This is a genomic window from Roseateles sp. P2_H4, from assembly GCF_056403315.1.
This window is the reverse complement of sequence record NZ_JBFUFR010000045.1, coordinates 34,207-50,305: the sequence shown is the minus strand read 5'-3', so window position 1 is coordinate 50,305 and position 16,099 is coordinate 34,207. Positions and strand designations below refer to the sequence as shown.

15 protein-coding genes are annotated in these 16,099 nt (G+C 69.7%); 10 read left to right on the top strand and 5 right to left on the bottom strand.

Going from position 1 to position 16,099, the window contains the following annotated elements; translation table 11 throughout:
* The 6 genes from AC1DW3_RS25870 to AC1DW3_RS25845 all read left to right on the top strand — a co-directional run.
* On the top strand, positions 1-702 hold a 702-nt coding region (locus AC1DW3_RS25870), incomplete at its 5' end, for a helix-turn-helix domain-containing protein (protein WP_477936292.1).
* Positions 699-1,712 (top strand): arginine N-succinyltransferase, encoded by a 1,014-nt coding sequence (locus tag AC1DW3_RS25865; protein ID WP_477936290.1) that lies wholly within the window; start codon positions 699-701, stop codon positions 1,710-1,712. The genes AC1DW3_RS25870 and AC1DW3_RS25865, both read left to right, overlap by 4 nt.
* A complete protein-coding gene (locus tag AC1DW3_RS25860) occupies positions 1,709-2,329 on the top strand; it encodes an arginine N-succinyltransferase (RefSeq protein WP_477936288.1) in 621 nt (206 codons plus the stop codon). The genes AC1DW3_RS25865 and AC1DW3_RS25860 overlap by 4 nt, the downstream gene beginning before the upstream one ends.
* A 162-nt stretch (positions 2,330-2,491) precedes the next feature.
* A complete protein-coding gene (locus tag AC1DW3_RS25855) occupies positions 2,492-3,850 on the top strand; it encodes a cyanophycinase (protein WP_477936286.1) in 1,359 nt (452 codons plus the stop codon).
* Between the two features lie 40 nt (positions 3,851-3,890).
* Complete coding sequence (locus tag AC1DW3_RS25850) at positions 3,891-4,949, top strand: substrate-binding domain-containing protein (protein ID WP_477936284.1); 1,059 nt, start codon at positions 3,891-3,893, stop codon at positions 4,947-4,949.
* A 135-nt stretch (positions 4,950-5,084) separates the two neighbouring features.
* Positions 5,085-5,453 carry a hypothetical protein gene (locus AC1DW3_RS25845; RefSeq protein WP_477936282.1) on the top strand — a complete coding sequence of 123 codons (369 nt, stop codon included), beginning with the start codon at positions 5,085-5,087 and terminating at the stop codon, positions 5,451-5,453.
* Between the two features lie 25 nt (positions 5,454-5,478).
* On the opposite strand, the gene AC1DW3_RS25840 is transcribed toward AC1DW3_RS25845, so the two are convergent.
* Positions 5,479-6,543, bottom strand: a complete 1,065-nt coding sequence (locus AC1DW3_RS25840; protein WP_477936280.1) for a tetratricopeptide repeat protein — start codon at positions 6,541-6,543, stop codon at positions 5,479-5,481.
* On the bottom strand, positions 6,540-7,748 hold the full coding sequence (locus tag AC1DW3_RS25835; RefSeq protein WP_477936278.1) for a hypothetical protein: 1,209 nt from the start codon (positions 7,746-7,748) through the stop codon (positions 6,540-6,542). Before AC1DW3_RS25835 ends, AC1DW3_RS25840 begins: the two co-directional genes overlap by 4 nt.
* Positions 7,749-7,843: 95 nt before the next feature.
* Here AC1DW3_RS25835 and AC1DW3_RS25830 point away from each other — a divergent pair, with 95 nt between their 5' ends.
* Complete coding sequence (locus AC1DW3_RS25830) at positions 7,844-8,713, top strand: helix-turn-helix transcriptional regulator (protein ID WP_477936276.1); 870 nt, start codon at positions 7,844-7,846, stop codon at positions 8,711-8,713.
* 76 nt (positions 8,714-8,789) lie between these two features.
* Here the strand turns inward: AC1DW3_RS25830 and AC1DW3_RS25825 are convergent, their stop codons facing one another.
* The 3 genes from AC1DW3_RS25825 to AC1DW3_RS25815 are packed head-to-tail and all read right to left on the bottom strand — an operon-like array spanning position 8,790 to position 13,821.
* Positions 8,790-9,164 (bottom strand): GFA family protein, encoded by a 375-nt coding sequence (locus tag AC1DW3_RS25825; RefSeq protein ID WP_477936274.1) that lies wholly within the window; start codon positions 9,162-9,164, stop codon positions 8,790-8,792.
* 10 nt (positions 9,165-9,174) lie between these two features.
* Positions 9,175-13,194 carry an LAGLIDADG family homing endonuclease gene (locus AC1DW3_RS25820; protein WP_477936272.1) on the bottom strand — a complete coding sequence of 1,340 codons (4,020 nt, stop codon included), beginning with the start codon at positions 13,192-13,194 and terminating at the stop codon, positions 9,175-9,177.
* 57 nt (positions 13,195-13,251) lie between these two features.
* Positions 13,252-13,821 (bottom strand): DUF1134 domain-containing protein, encoded by a 570-nt coding sequence (locus AC1DW3_RS25815; protein ID WP_477936270.1) that lies wholly within the window; start codon positions 13,819-13,821, stop codon positions 13,252-13,254.
* 100 nt (positions 13,822-13,921) lie between these two features.
* Between AC1DW3_RS25815 and AC1DW3_RS25810 the strand changes: the two genes are divergently transcribed.
* The 3 genes from AC1DW3_RS25810 to AC1DW3_RS25800 are packed head-to-tail and all read left to right on the top strand — an operon-like array spanning position 13,922 to position 15,934.
* A complete protein-coding gene (locus AC1DW3_RS25810) occupies positions 13,922-14,356 on the top strand; it encodes a hypothetical protein (RefSeq protein ID WP_477936268.1) in 435 nt (144 codons plus the stop codon).
* Positions 14,242-14,781, top strand: coding sequence for a PilZ domain-containing protein (locus AC1DW3_RS25805; RefSeq protein ID WP_477936294.1), 540 nt, complete (start codon positions 14,242-14,244; stop codon positions 14,779-14,781). Before AC1DW3_RS25810 ends, AC1DW3_RS25805 begins: the two co-directional genes overlap by 115 nt.
* A 55-nt stretch (positions 14,782-14,836) precedes the next feature.
* The gene (locus AC1DW3_RS25800; RefSeq protein ID WP_477936266.1) at positions 14,837-15,934 is read left to right on the top strand and encodes a sensor histidine kinase; all 1,098 of its coding nucleotides are present in this window, start codon (positions 14,837-14,839) and stop codon (positions 15,932-15,934) included.
* Positions 15,935-16,099: the final 165 nt, after the last annotated feature.

The window sequence follows — 16,099 nt, the reverse complement described above, 5'->3', positions numbered from 1 at the left end:
GCCACGGACGGCGTCGCGCTCGGTGGCCTCGCCGCCGGCGCCGCCTGGCTGGCCGCCGCCGGCCTGCTCGACGGCCAGCGCGCCTGTGCCGACTGGCCGCTGCTGGACGGCCTGGCCGATGCCCAGCCGCAAGTCGCCTGGGCCCAGGGCCTGTGGGACATCAACGCCGCCGGCGACCGGCTGAGCGCCGCCGGTACGGCCGGCATGGACCTGTGCTGCGCCTGGTTGGCCGCCCAGCACGGCGAGCGCCTCGGCCAGGAGCTGCTGCAGGCGCTGGGCCTGGCAGGCCTGCGACCGCGCGACGAGCGTCAGCGCGGCGGCTACAGCGAACAGCGCGGCGCCGGCAGCCCCAAGCTGGCCGAGGCCCTGGCGCTGATGGAAGCCAACCTTGGCGAACCGCTGCCGACCGAGGAGGTGGCCACGCTGGTGGGCGTGTCGCGCCGCCAGCTGGAGCGCCTCTTCAAGCAGCACCTCGACACCCTGCCCTCGCGCCACTATCTGGAGCTGCGCCTGGCGCGCGCGCGACGGCTGCTGCAGCAGAGCTCGCAGTCCATCCTGCAGATCGGTCTGTCGTGCGGCTTCTCGTCGGGCCCGCATTTCTCCAACGCCTACCGCGCCCACTTCGGCCGCACGCCGCGCGACGAGCGCAGCCAGCGCGCCCAGGCCTGGCGCGCCGAACCTCTTTCCGGAGACCGCCCATGAACACCCTGCTGCTGCGCCCCGTGGCGGCGGCCGACCTGCCCGACCTGCTGCGCATGGCCGCGGCCAGCGCCGACGGCATCAGCTCGCTGCCCAACGACGAGGCCAAGCTGCGCGCGCGCATCAGCGCCTCGCTGCAGTCCTTCGCCAGCCCCGACGACGCCAGCGGCGAGGAGACCTATCTCTTCGTGCTGGAAGACGCCGGCCGCATCGTGGGCTGCTCCGGAGTCGCTGCCAGCGCCGGCTTCTTCGACCGCTTCTACAGCTACCGCAACGAGTTCGTCGTGCACGCCAGCACGGCCCTGGGCGTGTCGCAGCGCATGCACACCCTGCACCTCTGCCACGACCTGACGGGCACCACGCTGCTGACCTCCTTCTATCTCGAGCCCGACTACGAACAGGGCCCCGCGGCCCAGCTGCTGTCGCGCGCACGCCTGCTCTTCATCCGCGGCAACGCGGCGCGCTTCTCCGAGCGCATCGCGGCCGAGAGCCCCGGCATCACGGACGTGGCCGGCCAGAGCCCGTTCTGGGACGCCGTCGGGCGGCGCTTCTTCGGCATGGCCTACCCCGAGGCCGAGGCCATCATCGGCGGCCGCAGCCGCGCCTGCATCGCCGACCTGATGCCGCCCTCGCCCATCTACGTGGCCCTGCTGCCCGAGGCCGCGCAATGGGCCCTGGGCCAGCTGCACCCGGTGGGCGAACTGCCCTTCTCGGTGCTGCAGGACGAGGGCTTCGACGCCGACACCTATGTCGACATCTTCGACGGCGGCCCGACGGTGGAGGCGCCGCTGGCATCGCTGCGCAGCGTGAGGCTGGCGCGGGACGTCCTGGTGCAGGACGGCCCAAGCGGCCCTCGCGAGTGGGCCTTGGTGGCCTGCACGGAGCGCGCGCGGTTTCGCGCCGTGCTGGCCGAAGTCGGCCACGATGTCGATGCAGGCACTGCGGCCCGCGTGGGCGCCCAGCCCGGCGAGCGCCTCGTGATGACGCCGCTGCAGACGGAGGTGACCGCATGAGCGCCGTGCAAGTGACCCAGGAAGCCACCGGCCTGCGACTGACGCTGAACGACGCCAGCGCCCTGCTCCTGCCCCGCATCGGCTTGAAGCTGCCGCGCTATCACTTCCGCCTCGGCCGCGTCGTGCATGCGGCCGTCGAACTGGACCTGTTCCGCGTGCAGACCACGCTGCTGCTCGGCAACGACCACACCGGCGCCGCGGAACTGACGCAGTTGCAGCCGACGCCCGAGTTGCCGCAACTCGTCGCCGCGGCCCAGCAGCTGCTGCGCGACCGACCCGCCGACTTCGGTGACACCGTGGTCTGCGAGCTGCCCGGCTGGCGCGACGCCCAAGGCCACTCGCCCTTCTGGCAGGCCCTGGGCGCACGCTTCTACCCCGGTGACCCGGCCGAGGCCGAAGGCCGCCTGGGCCCCGACTGGCGCAGCCATCTCGCGGCGCTGCTGCCGCGCCAGACGGTCTATCTGTCCTTTCTCGGCGAGCAGGCGGAAAGCCATGTGCTGGATGTGCCCGACACGCACAAGCCTGTATTGGCCGCGTTGAAGGCCGCGGGCTTCCAGCCGCCGGTGCATGCACGCATCGACGATGGCGGACCGGTGCTCGCCTGGCGTGCCACCTAAGGGCCCACCCGCTCGGGACATTCCCGGCCCCGGCACAGCGACGCAAGTCGGCGTCGCCCCACTGCAAGTCGCCACCTTCCACCGACACAACCGCGTCACTACCGTGCGTTCAGGGTTCGAGGTCGCCATTCCGGCGCCACCCTCCTGTCGCTTGGAGAGCACATGAAATCAGTCGTGGGCATCGTGTTGTGCGGCCTGTTGGCCGCGGCCTCCTTGCCGGCTGCGGCCGGCAAACTCTTCCTCTCCGGTGGCGCCTATGAAGACGCCAACACCGACCTCTTCGTCAACGGCCTGCGCAAGGCCACCGGTCGCGACACGGGCTTCACGCCCAACATCAACAGCACCAGCAACTGCGGCAACAACTGGGCCACCACGGCCTGCCCGCGCATTGCCGTCATCACGGCCGCCAAGGACAGCTACGCCACCGGCCTGGACGCCTTCAACAACGACATCCCCGCCAGCGGCTCCATGCCGCTCAAGCGCGGCTACTACAACCTCTTCCAGACCCACGGCTTCAGCCCGAAGTTCATCACCGCCCACGTCGACAACTACGGCGTGCACACCAGCAGCAGCACGCCCGAGGGCCAGGCCAATATCGCCATCCTGAACCAGGCCGACGCGGTCTGGTTCGTCGGCGGCGACCAGGCCAAGATCATCCGTACCTTGCTGACCGACAGCGGCGCAGACACGGCCCTGGCCGCTGCGCTGCGCAGCCGCTGGAGCAATGGCGGCGGCAGCATCGTCATCGCCGGCGACTCGGCCGGCAACCATGCGCTGAACGTCAATATGCACGCCGCCGGTGTCAGCTACGGCTACCTCTACTACGGCGCCGACTTGCCCGCGACACCGGTGACCGGCTGGCAGACCCTCGGCGACACGCGCGACGGTGTCACGGCCCTGCGTTACCTGGAGAACGGCGCCACGATGAAGGCGCTGGGCTATCTGCCCGCCGGCATCCTCAGCGACACCCATTTCGACAGCCGCTCCGGGCGCCTGGGGCGCCTGGCCGCGGCCCTGCGCGACCTCGGTGTGGCGCAAGGCTTCGGCGTCGACGAGAACACCGGCGTCGTGGTCGACACCTCGGCGCAGACGGCCACGGTCTATGGCGCCAACAAGCTGCTCGTCGTCGACACGGCCGGTGCCAGCGTGCAGACCGGCAGCTATTACAAGGTCAATGGCCTGCGCGTGAGCCTGCTGACGCCGGGCGACAAATACAACTGGTCCAGCAAGGCCGTCACCAGCAGCAAGAGCGCCATCGGCACGGCCTACTACTACAGCAGCGCCTACAACTCGGCCGACATCTTCGCGGCACTGGAGACCTCCAAGTCCCTGACCCGCACCGTCGACCAGACGCCGACGGTCAACATCGGCACGGCGCCGGTGCCGGTCTACGGCAGCGGGCCCAGCTACCCGGGCGGCTCGCCCGTCATTCACCTGCGCTTCACGCGGGATGGGAGCAGCAAGGGCTACTACGGCAGCGGCAAATACACGGTGGACAAGGTCAAGGTCGACATCTACTGAGGACCGCCCGCCGCGGGCGAATGCAGGGTAGGCTGCATGCATGACGTCCGCCCGCTTCAGCACCCGCCTGCTGCGCCGCTCGATGCTCGGCTTGCTGGCCGCCGTGGCCGCGAGCGCGGCGATCGCACAACCGATCGAGGCGGGAACGGCTGCTCCCAGGCGCATCGTCTTCCTGGCCCAGGACTTCCGCAACGGCGGCATCACCACCGTCTATCGCGGCTTCGAGCAGGCCTGCCAGGAGCTCGGCTGGGCCTTGCGCATCGCCAACGGCAAGGGCGACAAGGCGACGATCCGGCGCCTGTTCGATGAAGCCCTGAAGGACCGGGCCGACGGCATCGTGCTGGGTGGTTTCGACGAAGGCGACATCGCCGACCGCCTGGCGGCGTCCTCGGGCCCGAAGCCCGTGCTGGTCGGCTGGCATGCGGCCGCGCGCCAGGGGGCGACGCCCTATCTGTTTGCCAACGTCAGCACCGATCCCCTGGTCGTGGCCGACATGGCAGCGGCCCTGGTCACGCCGGCGCCTGGTGCCCAGGCCGGCGTCGTCATCTTCAACGACGGCCGCTTCGACATCGCCAACGTCAAGACGCTGCGCATGCGCGAGGCCCTGTCGCGTTGTGCCCATTGCGAGCTGCTGGCCGTCGAGGACCTGCCGATCTCCAATGCCGGCAAGGAGATGCCGGCCGCGCTGGAGAAGCTTCAGAAGCGCTTCGGCAGGCGCTGGACCCATGTGCTGGCGATCAACGACGTCTACATGGACTCCATGCACTTCCCGCTGCAGGCCCTGGGCCGTGGCGACATCGTCGGCATTGCCGCCGGCGACGGCTCGCGAACGGCGCTGAGCCGCATCCGCTCCGGTCGCTCACAGCAGCTGGCCACCATCGCCGAGCCCACCGGCCTGCACGGTTGGCAACTGGCCGACGAACTGCGGCGGGCCTTCGCCAAGCAAGCTCCCAGCGGCCGCGTCGCCCGCCCCATCACCGTCACGACCGAGCTGCTGCGCCAGCTGGGCCAGCTGGAGGTCGACGACCTGCTGCCCTATCGGGCCGAGTACCGCCAGCAATGGTCGGCCAGCCCGCCGAGCGCGGCGAAGACGCCTTAACCGGGAACGGTTGCCCGCCGGCTGGCATTCAAGCAGCTCAAAGTCCTACAACGGCGCGCCTGCGCCGTAGGCATCGTCTGGGGGGCGCTCACCGTTGAGCGCCAAGGCCCCAGGGACGAAGTCATCGCCGCACCCATGAGCTTCTGGATCTCCACCCCCTTTTCCCAGGAGCCGCGGATCGTCCTGATCCGCTGGCGCGCATGGGAGGTGCAGGTGCCCAACTACGACGCGCCCACCTGGCACCTCGTCGGCTACCTCGAAGACGAAGGCTGCGCCAAGGTGTCTTCCGCCGCGGCCTTCGTGCACATCGATACCGAAGAGGTGACGACGAAGACGGGGCGCACCTATGTGCTCAGCGGTCCCTCCAGCATCGACGCCGATGCCGCCCGGCTCTGGGACAGCTGGCGCAAACAGCATGGCGCCGTGGTGCTGCGGGAGGTCACCACGGACGTGCTCGACGGGCGTCAGCCGATGGCTGTCAACCTGATCAGGCAGCCCGATTGATGGGTCGCTCTGCAGCTCCGTGGACTCAGGCGGCCCGCGCTGCGTGACGGGCTTGCATGTGCTGGCGCAGGGCAAGGGCCTCGCCCGTGCGGCCCGTCGCCTCGGCCGCGCGGATGGCGAGCGCGTAGGCGCGCCGCGTCGGCCGTTCGCGCAGATTGGCCTGGGCCCAGGTCCAGGCACGCTGCGGGTCGCGGCCCGCGCCGAGGTAGAACTCGGCCGCATGGTCGGCGAAGGCCTCGGGATGGCGGGCCAGCAGGCTCTCGTAGCGGCGGCGTGCGCCGTTGATCTCGTCCTGGCCGCGCGCCACCTCGCCCCGTCGCACATGCAGCTCGCCCAGCAGGGCCATGGCCTCGGGCTCGTCGGTATAGATGACAACCTGCAGCAAGCGCGCCTCGGCCGCGGCCTCATCTCCTCGCGCCAGCTCGATCTCGGCCAGATGGATGCCGGCTGCCGCGTAGCCGGGCAGCAGGCGCAGGGCCTCGGCGTAGAAGGTCGCGCCGCGGGCCGGGTCGCCGCCCTGCTCGGACCACATCAATCCGCGTGCGAAGGCAAGGGCGGCAGCCGGAAAGGGCAAGGTCGTGTCCAGCTCGCGCAGGGCCTGGGCGTAAAGGCGGTCGGCCTCCTCCAGCCGGCCGACGGCGGCCAGGCCGCGAGCCAGCGCGCAATGGCTGGTGAAGCCGGGCTGGCGTTCGGCCTCGGCCTGCAGCGCGGGCAGGGCCTCGGCGGCATGCCCCGTGGCCACCAGCAGCGTGGCACGCTGGGCCGGCGTGGCGCCGGCGGCGTCGAGGTCGACCCGGGCGTCAGCAAAGCGATGCGCGGCCATGCGGGCCCGTGCACGGCGCAGGCGATCGGCAGTGCTGTCGATGCTCGCTTCGGTCATTGCGGCGGCGCGGTCCAGCACCCGGTAGTCGGCCAGGAATTGCAGGCGCAGCAGCCACAGCTCGAGCGCGGTGGGGTCGTCGGCCTGGCGCTGCAGCTGATCGTCGAGGTTGGCCAAGGCGATGGCGCCGTGGGTGGTGGTGGCTGGCGGCGTGGCGCAACCGGCCAGCAGCGCGGCGGTGGCCAGGGTCAGAAGGGTGGTGCGGATCATGGTGGGGACAGGAAAGGAAAGGCCGTGGTGGAGTGCTCGTGGTCGTCCTGCGTGACGCCGTCGTCGGCGACATCGGGCGTGCCACGGATCAGCAGCGAGCGGAAGACGCCATTGACGTTCTGCAGCGGGGTGCGCCCGCCACAGTCGCCCAAAGGCGGCGCGCCGAAGGCGTTGCGCTCGACGGCGAGGTAATGCAGGCAGCGTGTCTGGCGGCTGTCGACCCAGAGGCGGTCGTCGGCCAGCAGCTCGGCCAGGCGCTTGTAGCGGGCGGGCGTGCCGTCTTGCGGATCGGCCAGCCACTGGTTGCCGGCCACGCCGTCGAAGCTGTCGTAGAGGGCCAGGTTGCGGCCGATCTCGGTGGCGAAGCCTTGCCAGCCGGTGGAGTCGGCGCGGTTGTAGGCTTCCTTCAGCAGGTTGGCGATGTCGTCGTCGCCGACGGTGGCCAGCAGGGCGTTGCCGGTCAGCGCGCGGCCCATGCGGTCGATGGGCGCGCCGGGAGGCGGCGGCTCGCCGGCCGGCACGGCCTGGCGGCGCTCGGTGCGGCCCCAGACGGCCAGCAGCGGCCCGCCGCTGTTGACGAGGTCGAGGTCGACCGACACGACGATGGCCGAAGTTGTCCAGCCGGCCAGGAAGTTGCGGGCCGGGCCGCCCTGGGTCTGGCTCCAGAGCTCGGGGATGCGCTTGAGCGTCTGGGCATCGAAGCGGCGGAAGCCACTGGCGTCCTGCGCGGCCTGGCCGCTGCGGATGGCATCGCCGGCCGCGTTCAGCGCGCTGCGCGTGCCACGCACATTGTTGAAGTAGGGGTCGTCGCGCAGGCCGGCGAAGACGCGCAGGCGCCCGCTCCGGCTCGCCAGGCCGTCGGGGCTGCCCGCGTCGCCCTGTAGGCGGTCGGCACGGCCGGCCCAGCAGCTGGCGGCGCCCGCAGCGCCGAACTGGCAGACCAGGCGCGTGCTCGCGGTGGTGCGGCCCAGGGCCTGGCCGCTTTCGACGTGGAAGACGTACTGGACCTGGTCGGAGAAGCGCTTGCCGACGATGTCCATGACGAGATTGAGGCGCTTGCCGTCGGCCGCGGTCCAGGCGAAGAGATCGCCGATGTCGGCGGCCGGGTCGGCGATGAGGGTGGGCGTGTCCAGGTGGTCGGCGGCAAGGGCGGGTGCGGCGGCCAGCATGGCCAGCCAGGCGAGGCGGGAGAGGAGGTGTTTCATGGCACGAAGCCTAGGGAAGGCGGCCGCAGAAAACTTGGCAAAAACTGCGATGCCTGCTGACAGGACCTGCACACCCGCCCTCCTACGATGCGGCCATGTCCCTGCCCCAGACCGCCCCGCCCCAGGCCGAACGCCGCTACCGCCCCGTGCAGCGCGGCGCCGGGCTGCGGTTGATGCATTGCCAGTGCCGCGCCGGCCGCGGCGAGCGGGCGGTCGACGAGGCGCATCCCGCCTTCTCCATCACGCTCGTCGAGCGGGGCCAGTTCACCTATCGCACCCGCGCCGGCGGGGCCCTGCTGAGCGCAGGCTGGCTGATGCTGGGCAACGTCGGCGAGGGCTACGCCTGCTCGCACGAGGACAGCGATGGCTCAGGGGACGACTGCACGGTGCTGTCGCTGTCGCCGGCCCTGCTGGAGGAGTCGTTGGGCGCCCTCGGTGTCGCCCGGCGGCCGGGCCACTTCACCCGAGCCTGCCTGCCACCGTTGCCGCGCGTCGCGGGGATCTTCCATGGGCTAGCCGCCGACGGTGACGAGGGTTTTGCGCTGGAGGAGGCGGCCCTGGCCATCGTGGCGCAGGTGCAGCGCGCCCTGGTCGACGGCGAGGCGCCGGCCGCCCTGCCGCGGCAGGACGAGCGCGCACGCGCGGCGGCGCATTGCATCGAGACGCGCAGCGCCGAAGTACTGACCCTGGATGAGGTCGCCGAGGTCGCCGGCTTGAGCCCCTTCCATCTGCTGCGGGTGTTTCGCCAAGCCATCGGCGTGACGCCGCACCAGTACCTGATGCGCATGCGGCTGATGCATGCGCTGCGGCTGCTGCGCGACACGCGCCAGCCGGTGACGGAGGTGGCCTACGACACCGGCTGGGCCGATCTGTCGAATTTCAACAAGGCCTTCCGCCGCGAGTTCGGCTGTTCGCCGCGCCGGCTGAGAAGCGCGGACCGTCGACAGCTGTTGCTGCAGGCCTGAGCCAGCCGGTTGCCAGCGGATGCTGCCTGGCTTGACCCACGTCAAGCCACCACATGCCACGCCGCCCGACTGCGTCCTAGGCGCCGCCGAGCTCGTCGAAGAAGCGCCAGGTCTCGGCCCCATCGAACTTGCGCACCTTCACCGCGGCGACCAGCGCCGGGTTGAAGTTCGCCAGATTCACGCCGTGCTTGCCGCCGGGGGTCGGTTCCACGGGCTCCCAGTGCGTGACGCAGCCACAGGTGGCGCAGCGAATGGTCCGCAAGGTCCTGTCGCCCCAGACGTAGGCCATCGTCGCCTCCGGGTGGCCCGTGATGGCCACGGTGCCGAACTCGAAATAGGCCCAGATGCCGCGCACTCGGCGGCACAGCGAGCAGTTGCAATCGGTGGCCACGGTCGGCGTGGACGGCAAGGTCAGACGGACGGCGCCGCAGTGGCAGGAACCCTGGTGCATCACCGCCCCCTCAGCCGCACTGGCCCACATAGCCGCAGGCCGTGCAGAAATCGCAGCCATCCTTGTGGATCATGGTCGCGTTGCCGCACTCCGGGCAGGGCTTGCCGGCCTGGACCTGCAGCGTGCCGGCGGCCGCGGCGAGCTTGGGCGCCGGTGTCTGCAGCAGGCCCATGTCGGTCAGCGGCTGGCCGGCTTCGTCGAGGATGCCGAGCATGGCGTAGCGGTGGATGACGAGGCGGGCCACATAGGCCACGGTGGACGGCCAGATCTGCTGGCGGCGTTCACCGCTCAATGACGGCACCGGCGCCATGAAATGGCCCAGCGGCTCGCCGACATTGAGCAGCTTGCGCAGTTTCATCGCGATCCAGCCCGGGTCCATCACGCGCATGTCCAGCGACAGCAGGCGCGCCAGGCCGTCCAGGGCCTTGGGGTAGTTGCCCGAGAAGCCCATGGCGCAGGGGCGCGTGACACTGCCGCCGTCCGGGGTGGGCAGCACCACTTCCTTCAACGTCAGCGTGAACTGCTCGTTGGTGGCCGGGTTGTCCACGTCCACCGCCCAGGCCAGCGTGCCGGACACACCGGTGCGCGGCTCGTTGCGGCTGAACATGGCGTCCACGACCGGCGTGGCGCCGCCCTCCTGCAGGGCGCCGAGTTGCTCGCAGCGCCAGCGGATGACGGCAGCCGTCGCGGCGACGACGCCGGGGAAGAGTCGCTTCTCGCCGCTGGGCGGCATGGGCATCTCGAAGGCGCGCTCCTCAGCCACGGTGGCCAGCGCATCGAGCTTCAAGCGCAGCCAGGCGGCGTCGTTGGTGCGCAGGTCCATGGACAGCGTCTTGGCCAGGGCCGACAGGCCACGCGGCTGCTCGGCACCGTTGACCCAGACCTCGAAGGGCAGGTTGCGGCCGAACAGGCCGGCATCCGGCCCCTCCAGCGGCAGCTCGCCGATGAAGAGGGCGAAGTCGCCATGCGGGTGCTGGATCAGATAGCTCCAGGCCGGGTTGCCGCCGGGCATCTCGGGGCGGCCGGGCCAGCGCAGCGAGGCGACGACGGCATTGGGCAGGCGCTCGACGCGCAGGCGCTGGTTGGTGCCATCCACATCGGCCCGCAGGGGCTCGGGCTGCTTGACCTCCGGCGTCACGCTGAGCACCGAGCCGAGCACGCTGTTGGGCCGGTAGGTGGCCAAACCCTTGAGCTTGCTCTGCCAGGCCTGGATGTAGAGGTCCTGGAAGTCCTCATACGGGTAGTCGGCCGGCACGTTGACCGTCTTGCTGATCGACGTGTCGATATAGGGCGCAACGGCCGCGACCATGGAGGCGTGGTCGGCCGCACTCAACTCCAGCGCGGTGACGAAGGCCTCACTCAACGGCGCATCGGCGCCGAACAGGTGGCGATACAGGCGCCAGGCATGGTCCTCGACCTGGTACTCCTTGAAGCCGCCGCCCTCGGTCTGCGGCAGTCGCTTCTTGCGCGTGTAGGTCCAGGAGAAGGCCGGCTCGATGCCATTGCTCGCGTTGTCGGCAAAGGCCAGGCTGATGGTGCCGGTGGGCGCGATCGACAGCAGGTGGGAATTGCGCAGGCCTTGCGAGCGGATCTTGTCCTTCAGCCCCTGCGGCAGGCGCGACGCGAAGCTGCCGCCGGACAGATAGAGGTCGGCATTGAAGAGGGGGAAGCTGCCACGCTCGGCGGCGAGGTCGCTGGACGCGGCATAGGACGCATCACGCATGACCTCGCTGATGTGGCTGGCCATGTCGCGCGCGGCCTGCGTGTCGTAGCGCAGGTTCAGCATGACGAGGGCGTCGCCCAGGCCCGTGAAACCCAGGCCGACGCGGCGCTTGTTGCTCGCCTCCTGCGCCTGCGCGGGCAAAGGCCACGGCGTCACGTCGAGCACGTTGTCGAGCATGCGCGTGGCGACGGCCACGACCTCGGCAAAGCCGGCTTCGTCGAACACCGGCTTGGGCGAGAAGGGGTCGCGCACAAAGCGCGTCAGGTCGATGGAGCCGAGGCAGCAGCAGCCGTAGGGCGGTAAGGGCTGCTCAGCGCATTGCCCAGTGACCAGGCCATTGAAGATGACGGTGTTGCCGTCGGGCTGGGTCGTGTCGTAGACCGGCTCGACACCGACTGCTTCGATGGACGCGATCTTCGCTGCGAAGCGCTGGCTCTTCAGCAATGCCTTGCCATGAACCCAGGCCTCGTACTTCTCACGCTTGGCTGGCAGCAGGAAGCCGACTTCGCGCACGAAAGCCTCGCGCGACTCGCCATCGATGATGAGTTCGTGCAGCGTCTGGCAAAGATAGTCGCGCCGGCCGCCATGGCCGTCCGGCAAGCTGCGCGCGCCGCCCTGACGCCGTTCATGGATACGAGAGAACACACCGAAGTTGGCCAGCAGCACCTGTACGTCCTGCAGCAGACGCCGATGAATGGACGACAGCCGCACCGAGCAGCTCTGGCTGAACGACGACACATTGACCGTGCCGTCGGTCTGGAACAGCCCGCGCAGATAGCCGCGCATGCAGTCCTCGCTGCCCTGCCAGACGACTTCGGGCACGGCCAGCTTGGTCTTCGCGTTGAAGCCATAGCCGTCCAGCACGCGGGCCAGCATGATGGAGCGGATCATCACCAGATTGCGTTCGGCAATGGCGACCGGCTTGACGTGGTACTCACGCGGCGCCTGGGCGATGCCAGCAATCAAGGTGTTGACGAAGCTGGCGATGCCGTCGGCGAGCTGGCGCTCTTCGTTCCACAGGTTGACGACTGCGGCCCGCTCGCCCTTGCCGCGGTTCGTGAAATGGCCGTCGCCGGTGATCAAGCCGAGCAGGGTGCCGAGAGCCTCGCTGCCCTGGGCACCAAACTGGCCCTTGCCGGACTGCACCCACAGCTCGTCGCCCGGCTTCAACTCGGACAGCTTGAGCTTGCCGCGTGCTGTGTAGAACTCATGCCAGGCCRTGGCCTTGATCTCATAGCCTTCTGCCGTCGTGACCTTGAAGACCTCGGCCTGCCCGGCGCTCAGGAAGGCCGGCACGGCGGGGCGAACCACGGTGCCGCGCTCTTCGGCGCCCAGCGCGCGTCGGTCTACCGTGCAGTCCAACGCTGCGCCATTGGCTTGCAGCCAAGCGATGGGCACAAGGCCGTGCTGGGTGGCCAACCGCGTGTCACCGGTCACGCATGGGTTGGTCGCCGCAATCGTCTCGCAGTAGTGCAGGTTGTTGTCGGCATTGATGCGGTCCAGGAAGAGCACGCCCGGTTCGGCGTGGTCGTAGGTGGAGCGCATGACCTGGTCCCACAGCTCGCGGGCGCGCACCTTGCGGTAGACCCATTGGCCGTCACCGCGCTGGTAGGCGCCGGCTTCGATCTGCTCGGCGCTCGGTTGCGCGCGGTGGGCGAGTTCCACCGTACCGTCGGCCTGCACCGCCTCCATGAAGGCGTCGGTGACGCCGATGGAGATGTTGAAGTTGCGCAAATCGCCCTGGTCCTTGGCGTGGACGAAGGCCTCGATGTCGGGGTGGTCGCAGCGCAGCACGCCCATCTGCGCGCCACGGCGGCTGCCGGCGCTTTCCACCGTCTCGCAGCTGCGGTCGAAGACGCGCATATAGCTGATGGGGCCCGAGGCGTGGCTGCGCGTCGAGCCCACCCAGGCGCCCAGCGGGCGGATGCGGCTGAAGTCGTAGCCGACGCCACCGCCGCGGCGCATCGTTTCGGCGGCTTCGGTCAGCGCCGTGTAGATGCCGGGCACGCCGTCCTCGGGCGTGGCGATGGAATCGCCCACCGGCTGCACGAAGCAGTTGATGAGGGTGGCCGACAGCTCGGTGCCGGCGGCGGACATGATGCGGCCGGCCGGCACGAAGCCGCGTTGCTGGGCCTCGAGGAAGGCCGCCGTCCAGCGCACGCGGTCGGCGGGTTTCTCGGCCTGGGCGAGGGCCCGGGCGACGCGTTCGCGCAGCTCGTCGGGTGTCTGCTCGCCGCCCTTGGCGTATTTCTCGATGAGGACTTCGCTGGAGATGTCCTGTACGGACAGTTCGTTGGTGGTGCTCACACTAGGCCCCGGAAAATGCTGTACAAAAATACAGTCTACGCCTGCCGGCGTGGACGCTCAGAACGGATTGATGCTCTTCTCGCGACGGTAGTGGACATAGCCGACGCTGGCCCCCGCGCGCAGGCCCACGCCCAGGCGGATGGGCGCCAGCGTGATGCCCTTCAGGCGCTGGTAGTTGATGCCGGCGCCACCGATGTAGTAGAGGCTGCCGTCCACGCCCGGGAAGCGCTGGTAGATGGCGCTGGCCTTGGGCAGGTGGTAGATCAGCGTGAAGACCTTGGACGCATTGCCACCGACGTCGAAGCCTATGGACGGGCCGGCCCAATAGACCTTGGACGACCCACCGCCCTTCATCAGCAGTTCACCGTCGCCATAGCGCAGGCCGACGGTTACCGCACCGCTGGCTTCCTCGCCCCTGATGTAGGCATTGGGCCGGCCCTGCTCCTTGAAGGCCTTCTCGATGACCTTGGCCAGTCCTTCCGTCGTCTGGCCGAAGAAATCGGTTGCAGCCTTGAGGACGGACTCCTCGTCATAGGTGCTGTCCTTGTCGTCCGCGGCAAAGGCAGGCAAGGCCGCTGCGGACGCCAGGGCGGCGAGGTGTTGCAGATGCTGGCGTCTATCGATCACTGCAGCGCTCCTGAGGGCCCTCATTGAGGGGTCAGCATAAACAAAGCAGCGTGAAGTTTGGCCGCCCGTTGCCCCTGCACACAACCTAGACTCGATGGTCATGTCGTCCAATCCCGACCTCCAGCGGCTCTCCGCCGCCCTCGAATACGCCGACCTCGCGGCCGGCCTCTATCTGGCGGGCGGCGCCGACCAGGCCGCGCGCCTGCTGGCCGCCGCGGCCGAGCAGCAGCTGGGCGACCTGGTGCGCCTCATCGACGCCCCCAGCGCGACGGTCGACACCCGCGAATTGCTGGCCCGCATCGCCCGCGCCCACCGGCCGGCCGTCGTCGCGCCGCGCCAGTCCCAGGACCGCAGCTGGGACGACTCCCCGGTCGAGGTCGACGGCACGCGCGACGAGATCGTCGCCCTGCTGCGCGCCGCCTGGTTCATGCTGGAGGCCATGGGCCTGGCCTCGCTGGCGCCCGAAAGACTGCAGCAGGCCGTGGACCACAGCACCGTCTTCAGCAGCAGTGCTGCGCTGGAGCCTTTCGTCTAGGATCAGCCGAGGTTCATCGCCTCCGCCGCCGGGAGATCATCATCAGCAACGAACGTCGCCAATTCGCCCGCGTCGCCTTCGCCTCAGGCGCCGAGCTGATCACGACCCAGGAGCATCTGCTCTGCCAGGTGCTCGACATCTCGCTGAAGGGCGTGCTGCTGCAACTGCCGACCGGCCATCCACCCCAGGTCGGCATGCCCTGCCTGGTGAAACTGCCTCTCGGGGCGGGGGCCACGGCTGACGTCGTCATCTCCATGGCCGGCGAGCTGGCTCATGTCGAAGGCAGCCACGCCGGCGTGCTGTGCCGCAGCATCGACATCGAGTCCATCACCCATCTGCGCCGCCTCATCGAGGTCAACCTCGGCGACCCGCTGGCGTCGGAGCGTGAACTCAAGGCGCTGATTGCCGCAGCCGGCAGCCCCTGAGGCCAGTTCGTCGCATCCCACCCCGGGCGGCGGTGGCCCACCGAGAATCGCCCGAATGGAGGACCTCAGCCCGCTGCAAGCCTTTCGCCGTGTCTGCAATCTGCGCATGCTGGCCGGCGTCTACTATTTCTGCCTGCTCTATGCCATCTCGCGCGCGCTGACCTGGTTCGGGGAAGGCGATGGCGGCCTGGACGAAGCCCTCTTCGATCTGATCCGCTTCAGCCGCCAATGCCTGCTGACCGGCCTCTCGCTGCTGCTGATGGTGGGCCTGGCCGAGGCCCTGCTGGCCGGCCGGCGCTGGAAGCTGCCCGCCGCGCTGACGGTGCAGGCCCTGGCCGTCGGCCTCGGTGCGGCCCTGGGCACCTGGCTGCGCTATGCGGTCTCTTCCATGGGCGACCCCAGCAACAAGGTCAAGGCCGGCTGGGTCATCTCCACCATCTCGCTGTGGGCCCTGCTCGGCGGCATCGCCTATGCCTTGCTGCTCGTCAGCCGCGCCCAGCGCCAGGGCCGCGATGAGCTGACCCGCCTGTTTCGCGAGCGCGAGGCCCTCAAGACCCAGCAGACCGAGGCTCAGCTGTCGGCGCTGAACGCGCAGATCGAACCCCACTTCCTGTTCAACACGCTGGCCAACGTCAAGCGCCTGTACGAGACCCAACCCGAGCGCGGCCGCAACATGCTGGTGGCTCTCATCGCCTATCTGCGCGCCGCCCTGCCCGGCATGCGCCGGCATGAGTCCACGCTGGCCGACGAACTGGAGCTGGTGCGCCATTACCTCGCCATCCTGCAGATGCGCATGGGCGAGCGGCTGACCTTCGACATCACCGCAGCGCCCGACTTGCTGGAGGCCCGCCTGCCGACGCTGGTGCTGCCGACCCTGGTGGAGAACGCCATCAAGCACGGTCTCTCGCCCCTGCCCGAGGGCGGGCGCATCGAGATCCGCGCCAGCCATGCGGCCGATGGCGGCCTGACCGTCGAGGTGGCCGACAACGGCCAGGGCTTTGGCTCAGCCAGTGGCGGCGCTGGCGTGGGCCTGGCCAACACCCGGGCCCGGCTCGCCGGCCGCTTTGGCGACGCCGCCACGCTGGAGCTGGAGGCCGCCCAGCCGCGCGGCGTCATTGCCCGCGTGCACCTGCCGTCAGAGGCCCTGGCATGAAGCTGCCCCTCGTCCAGTCCTGCGCCGCTGCACACGGGCAGGCCCAACCGGTCTTGCAGACCGCGCAGACGACGGAGCGGCTGCTCTTCGGCTGGCACGACAAGTCCTCAGGACTTGCCCTGTCCGGCCTCAGCCCCCGAGGGGACGGCGATGCTTGCCGGATCA

Bases quoted from the DNA above. Each gene is read 5' to 3' on its own strand.
- AC1DW3_RS25865 (WP_477936290.1), top strand. From the start codon at position 699: ATGAACACCCTGCTGCTGCGCCCCGTGGCGGCGGCCGACCTGCCCGAC.
- AC1DW3_RS25830 (WP_477936276.1), top strand. From the start codon at position 7,844: ATGTCCCTGCCCCAGACCGCCCCGCCCCAGGCCGAACGCCGCTACCGC.
- AC1DW3_RS25860 (WP_477936288.1), top strand. From the start codon at position 1,709: ATGAGCGCCGTGCAAGTGACCCAGGAAGCCACCGGCCTGCGACTGACG.
- AC1DW3_RS25855 (WP_477936286.1), top strand. From the start codon at position 2,492: ATGAAATCAGTCGTGGGCATCGTGTTGTGCGGCCTGTTGGCCGCGGCC.
- AC1DW3_RS25845 (WP_477936282.1), top strand. From the start codon at position 5,085: ATGAGCTTCTGGATCTCCACCCCCTTTTCCCAGGAGCCGCGGATCGTC.
- AC1DW3_RS25850 (WP_477936284.1), top strand. From the start codon at position 3,891: ATGACGTCCGCCCGCTTCAGCACCCGCCTGCTGCGCCGCTCGATGCTC.
- AC1DW3_RS25800 (WP_477936266.1), top strand. From the start codon at position 14,837: ATGGAGGACCTCAGCCCGCTGCAAGCCTTTCGCCGTGTCTGCAATCTG.
- AC1DW3_RS25810 (WP_477936268.1), top strand. From the start codon at position 13,922: ATGTCGTCCAATCCCGACCTCCAGCGGCTCTCCGCCGCCCTCGAATAC.
- AC1DW3_RS25835 (WP_477936278.1), bottom strand. From the start codon at position 7,748: ATGAAACACCTCCTCTCCCGCCTCGCCTGGCTGGCCATGCTGGCCGCC.
- AC1DW3_RS25825 (WP_477936274.1), bottom strand. From the start codon at position 9,164: ATGCACCAGGGTTCCTGCCACTGCGGCGCCGTCCGTCTGACCTTGCCG.
- AC1DW3_RS25840 (WP_477936280.1), bottom strand. From the start codon at position 6,543: ATGATCCGCACCACCCTTCTGACCCTGGCCACCGCCGCGCTGCTGGCC.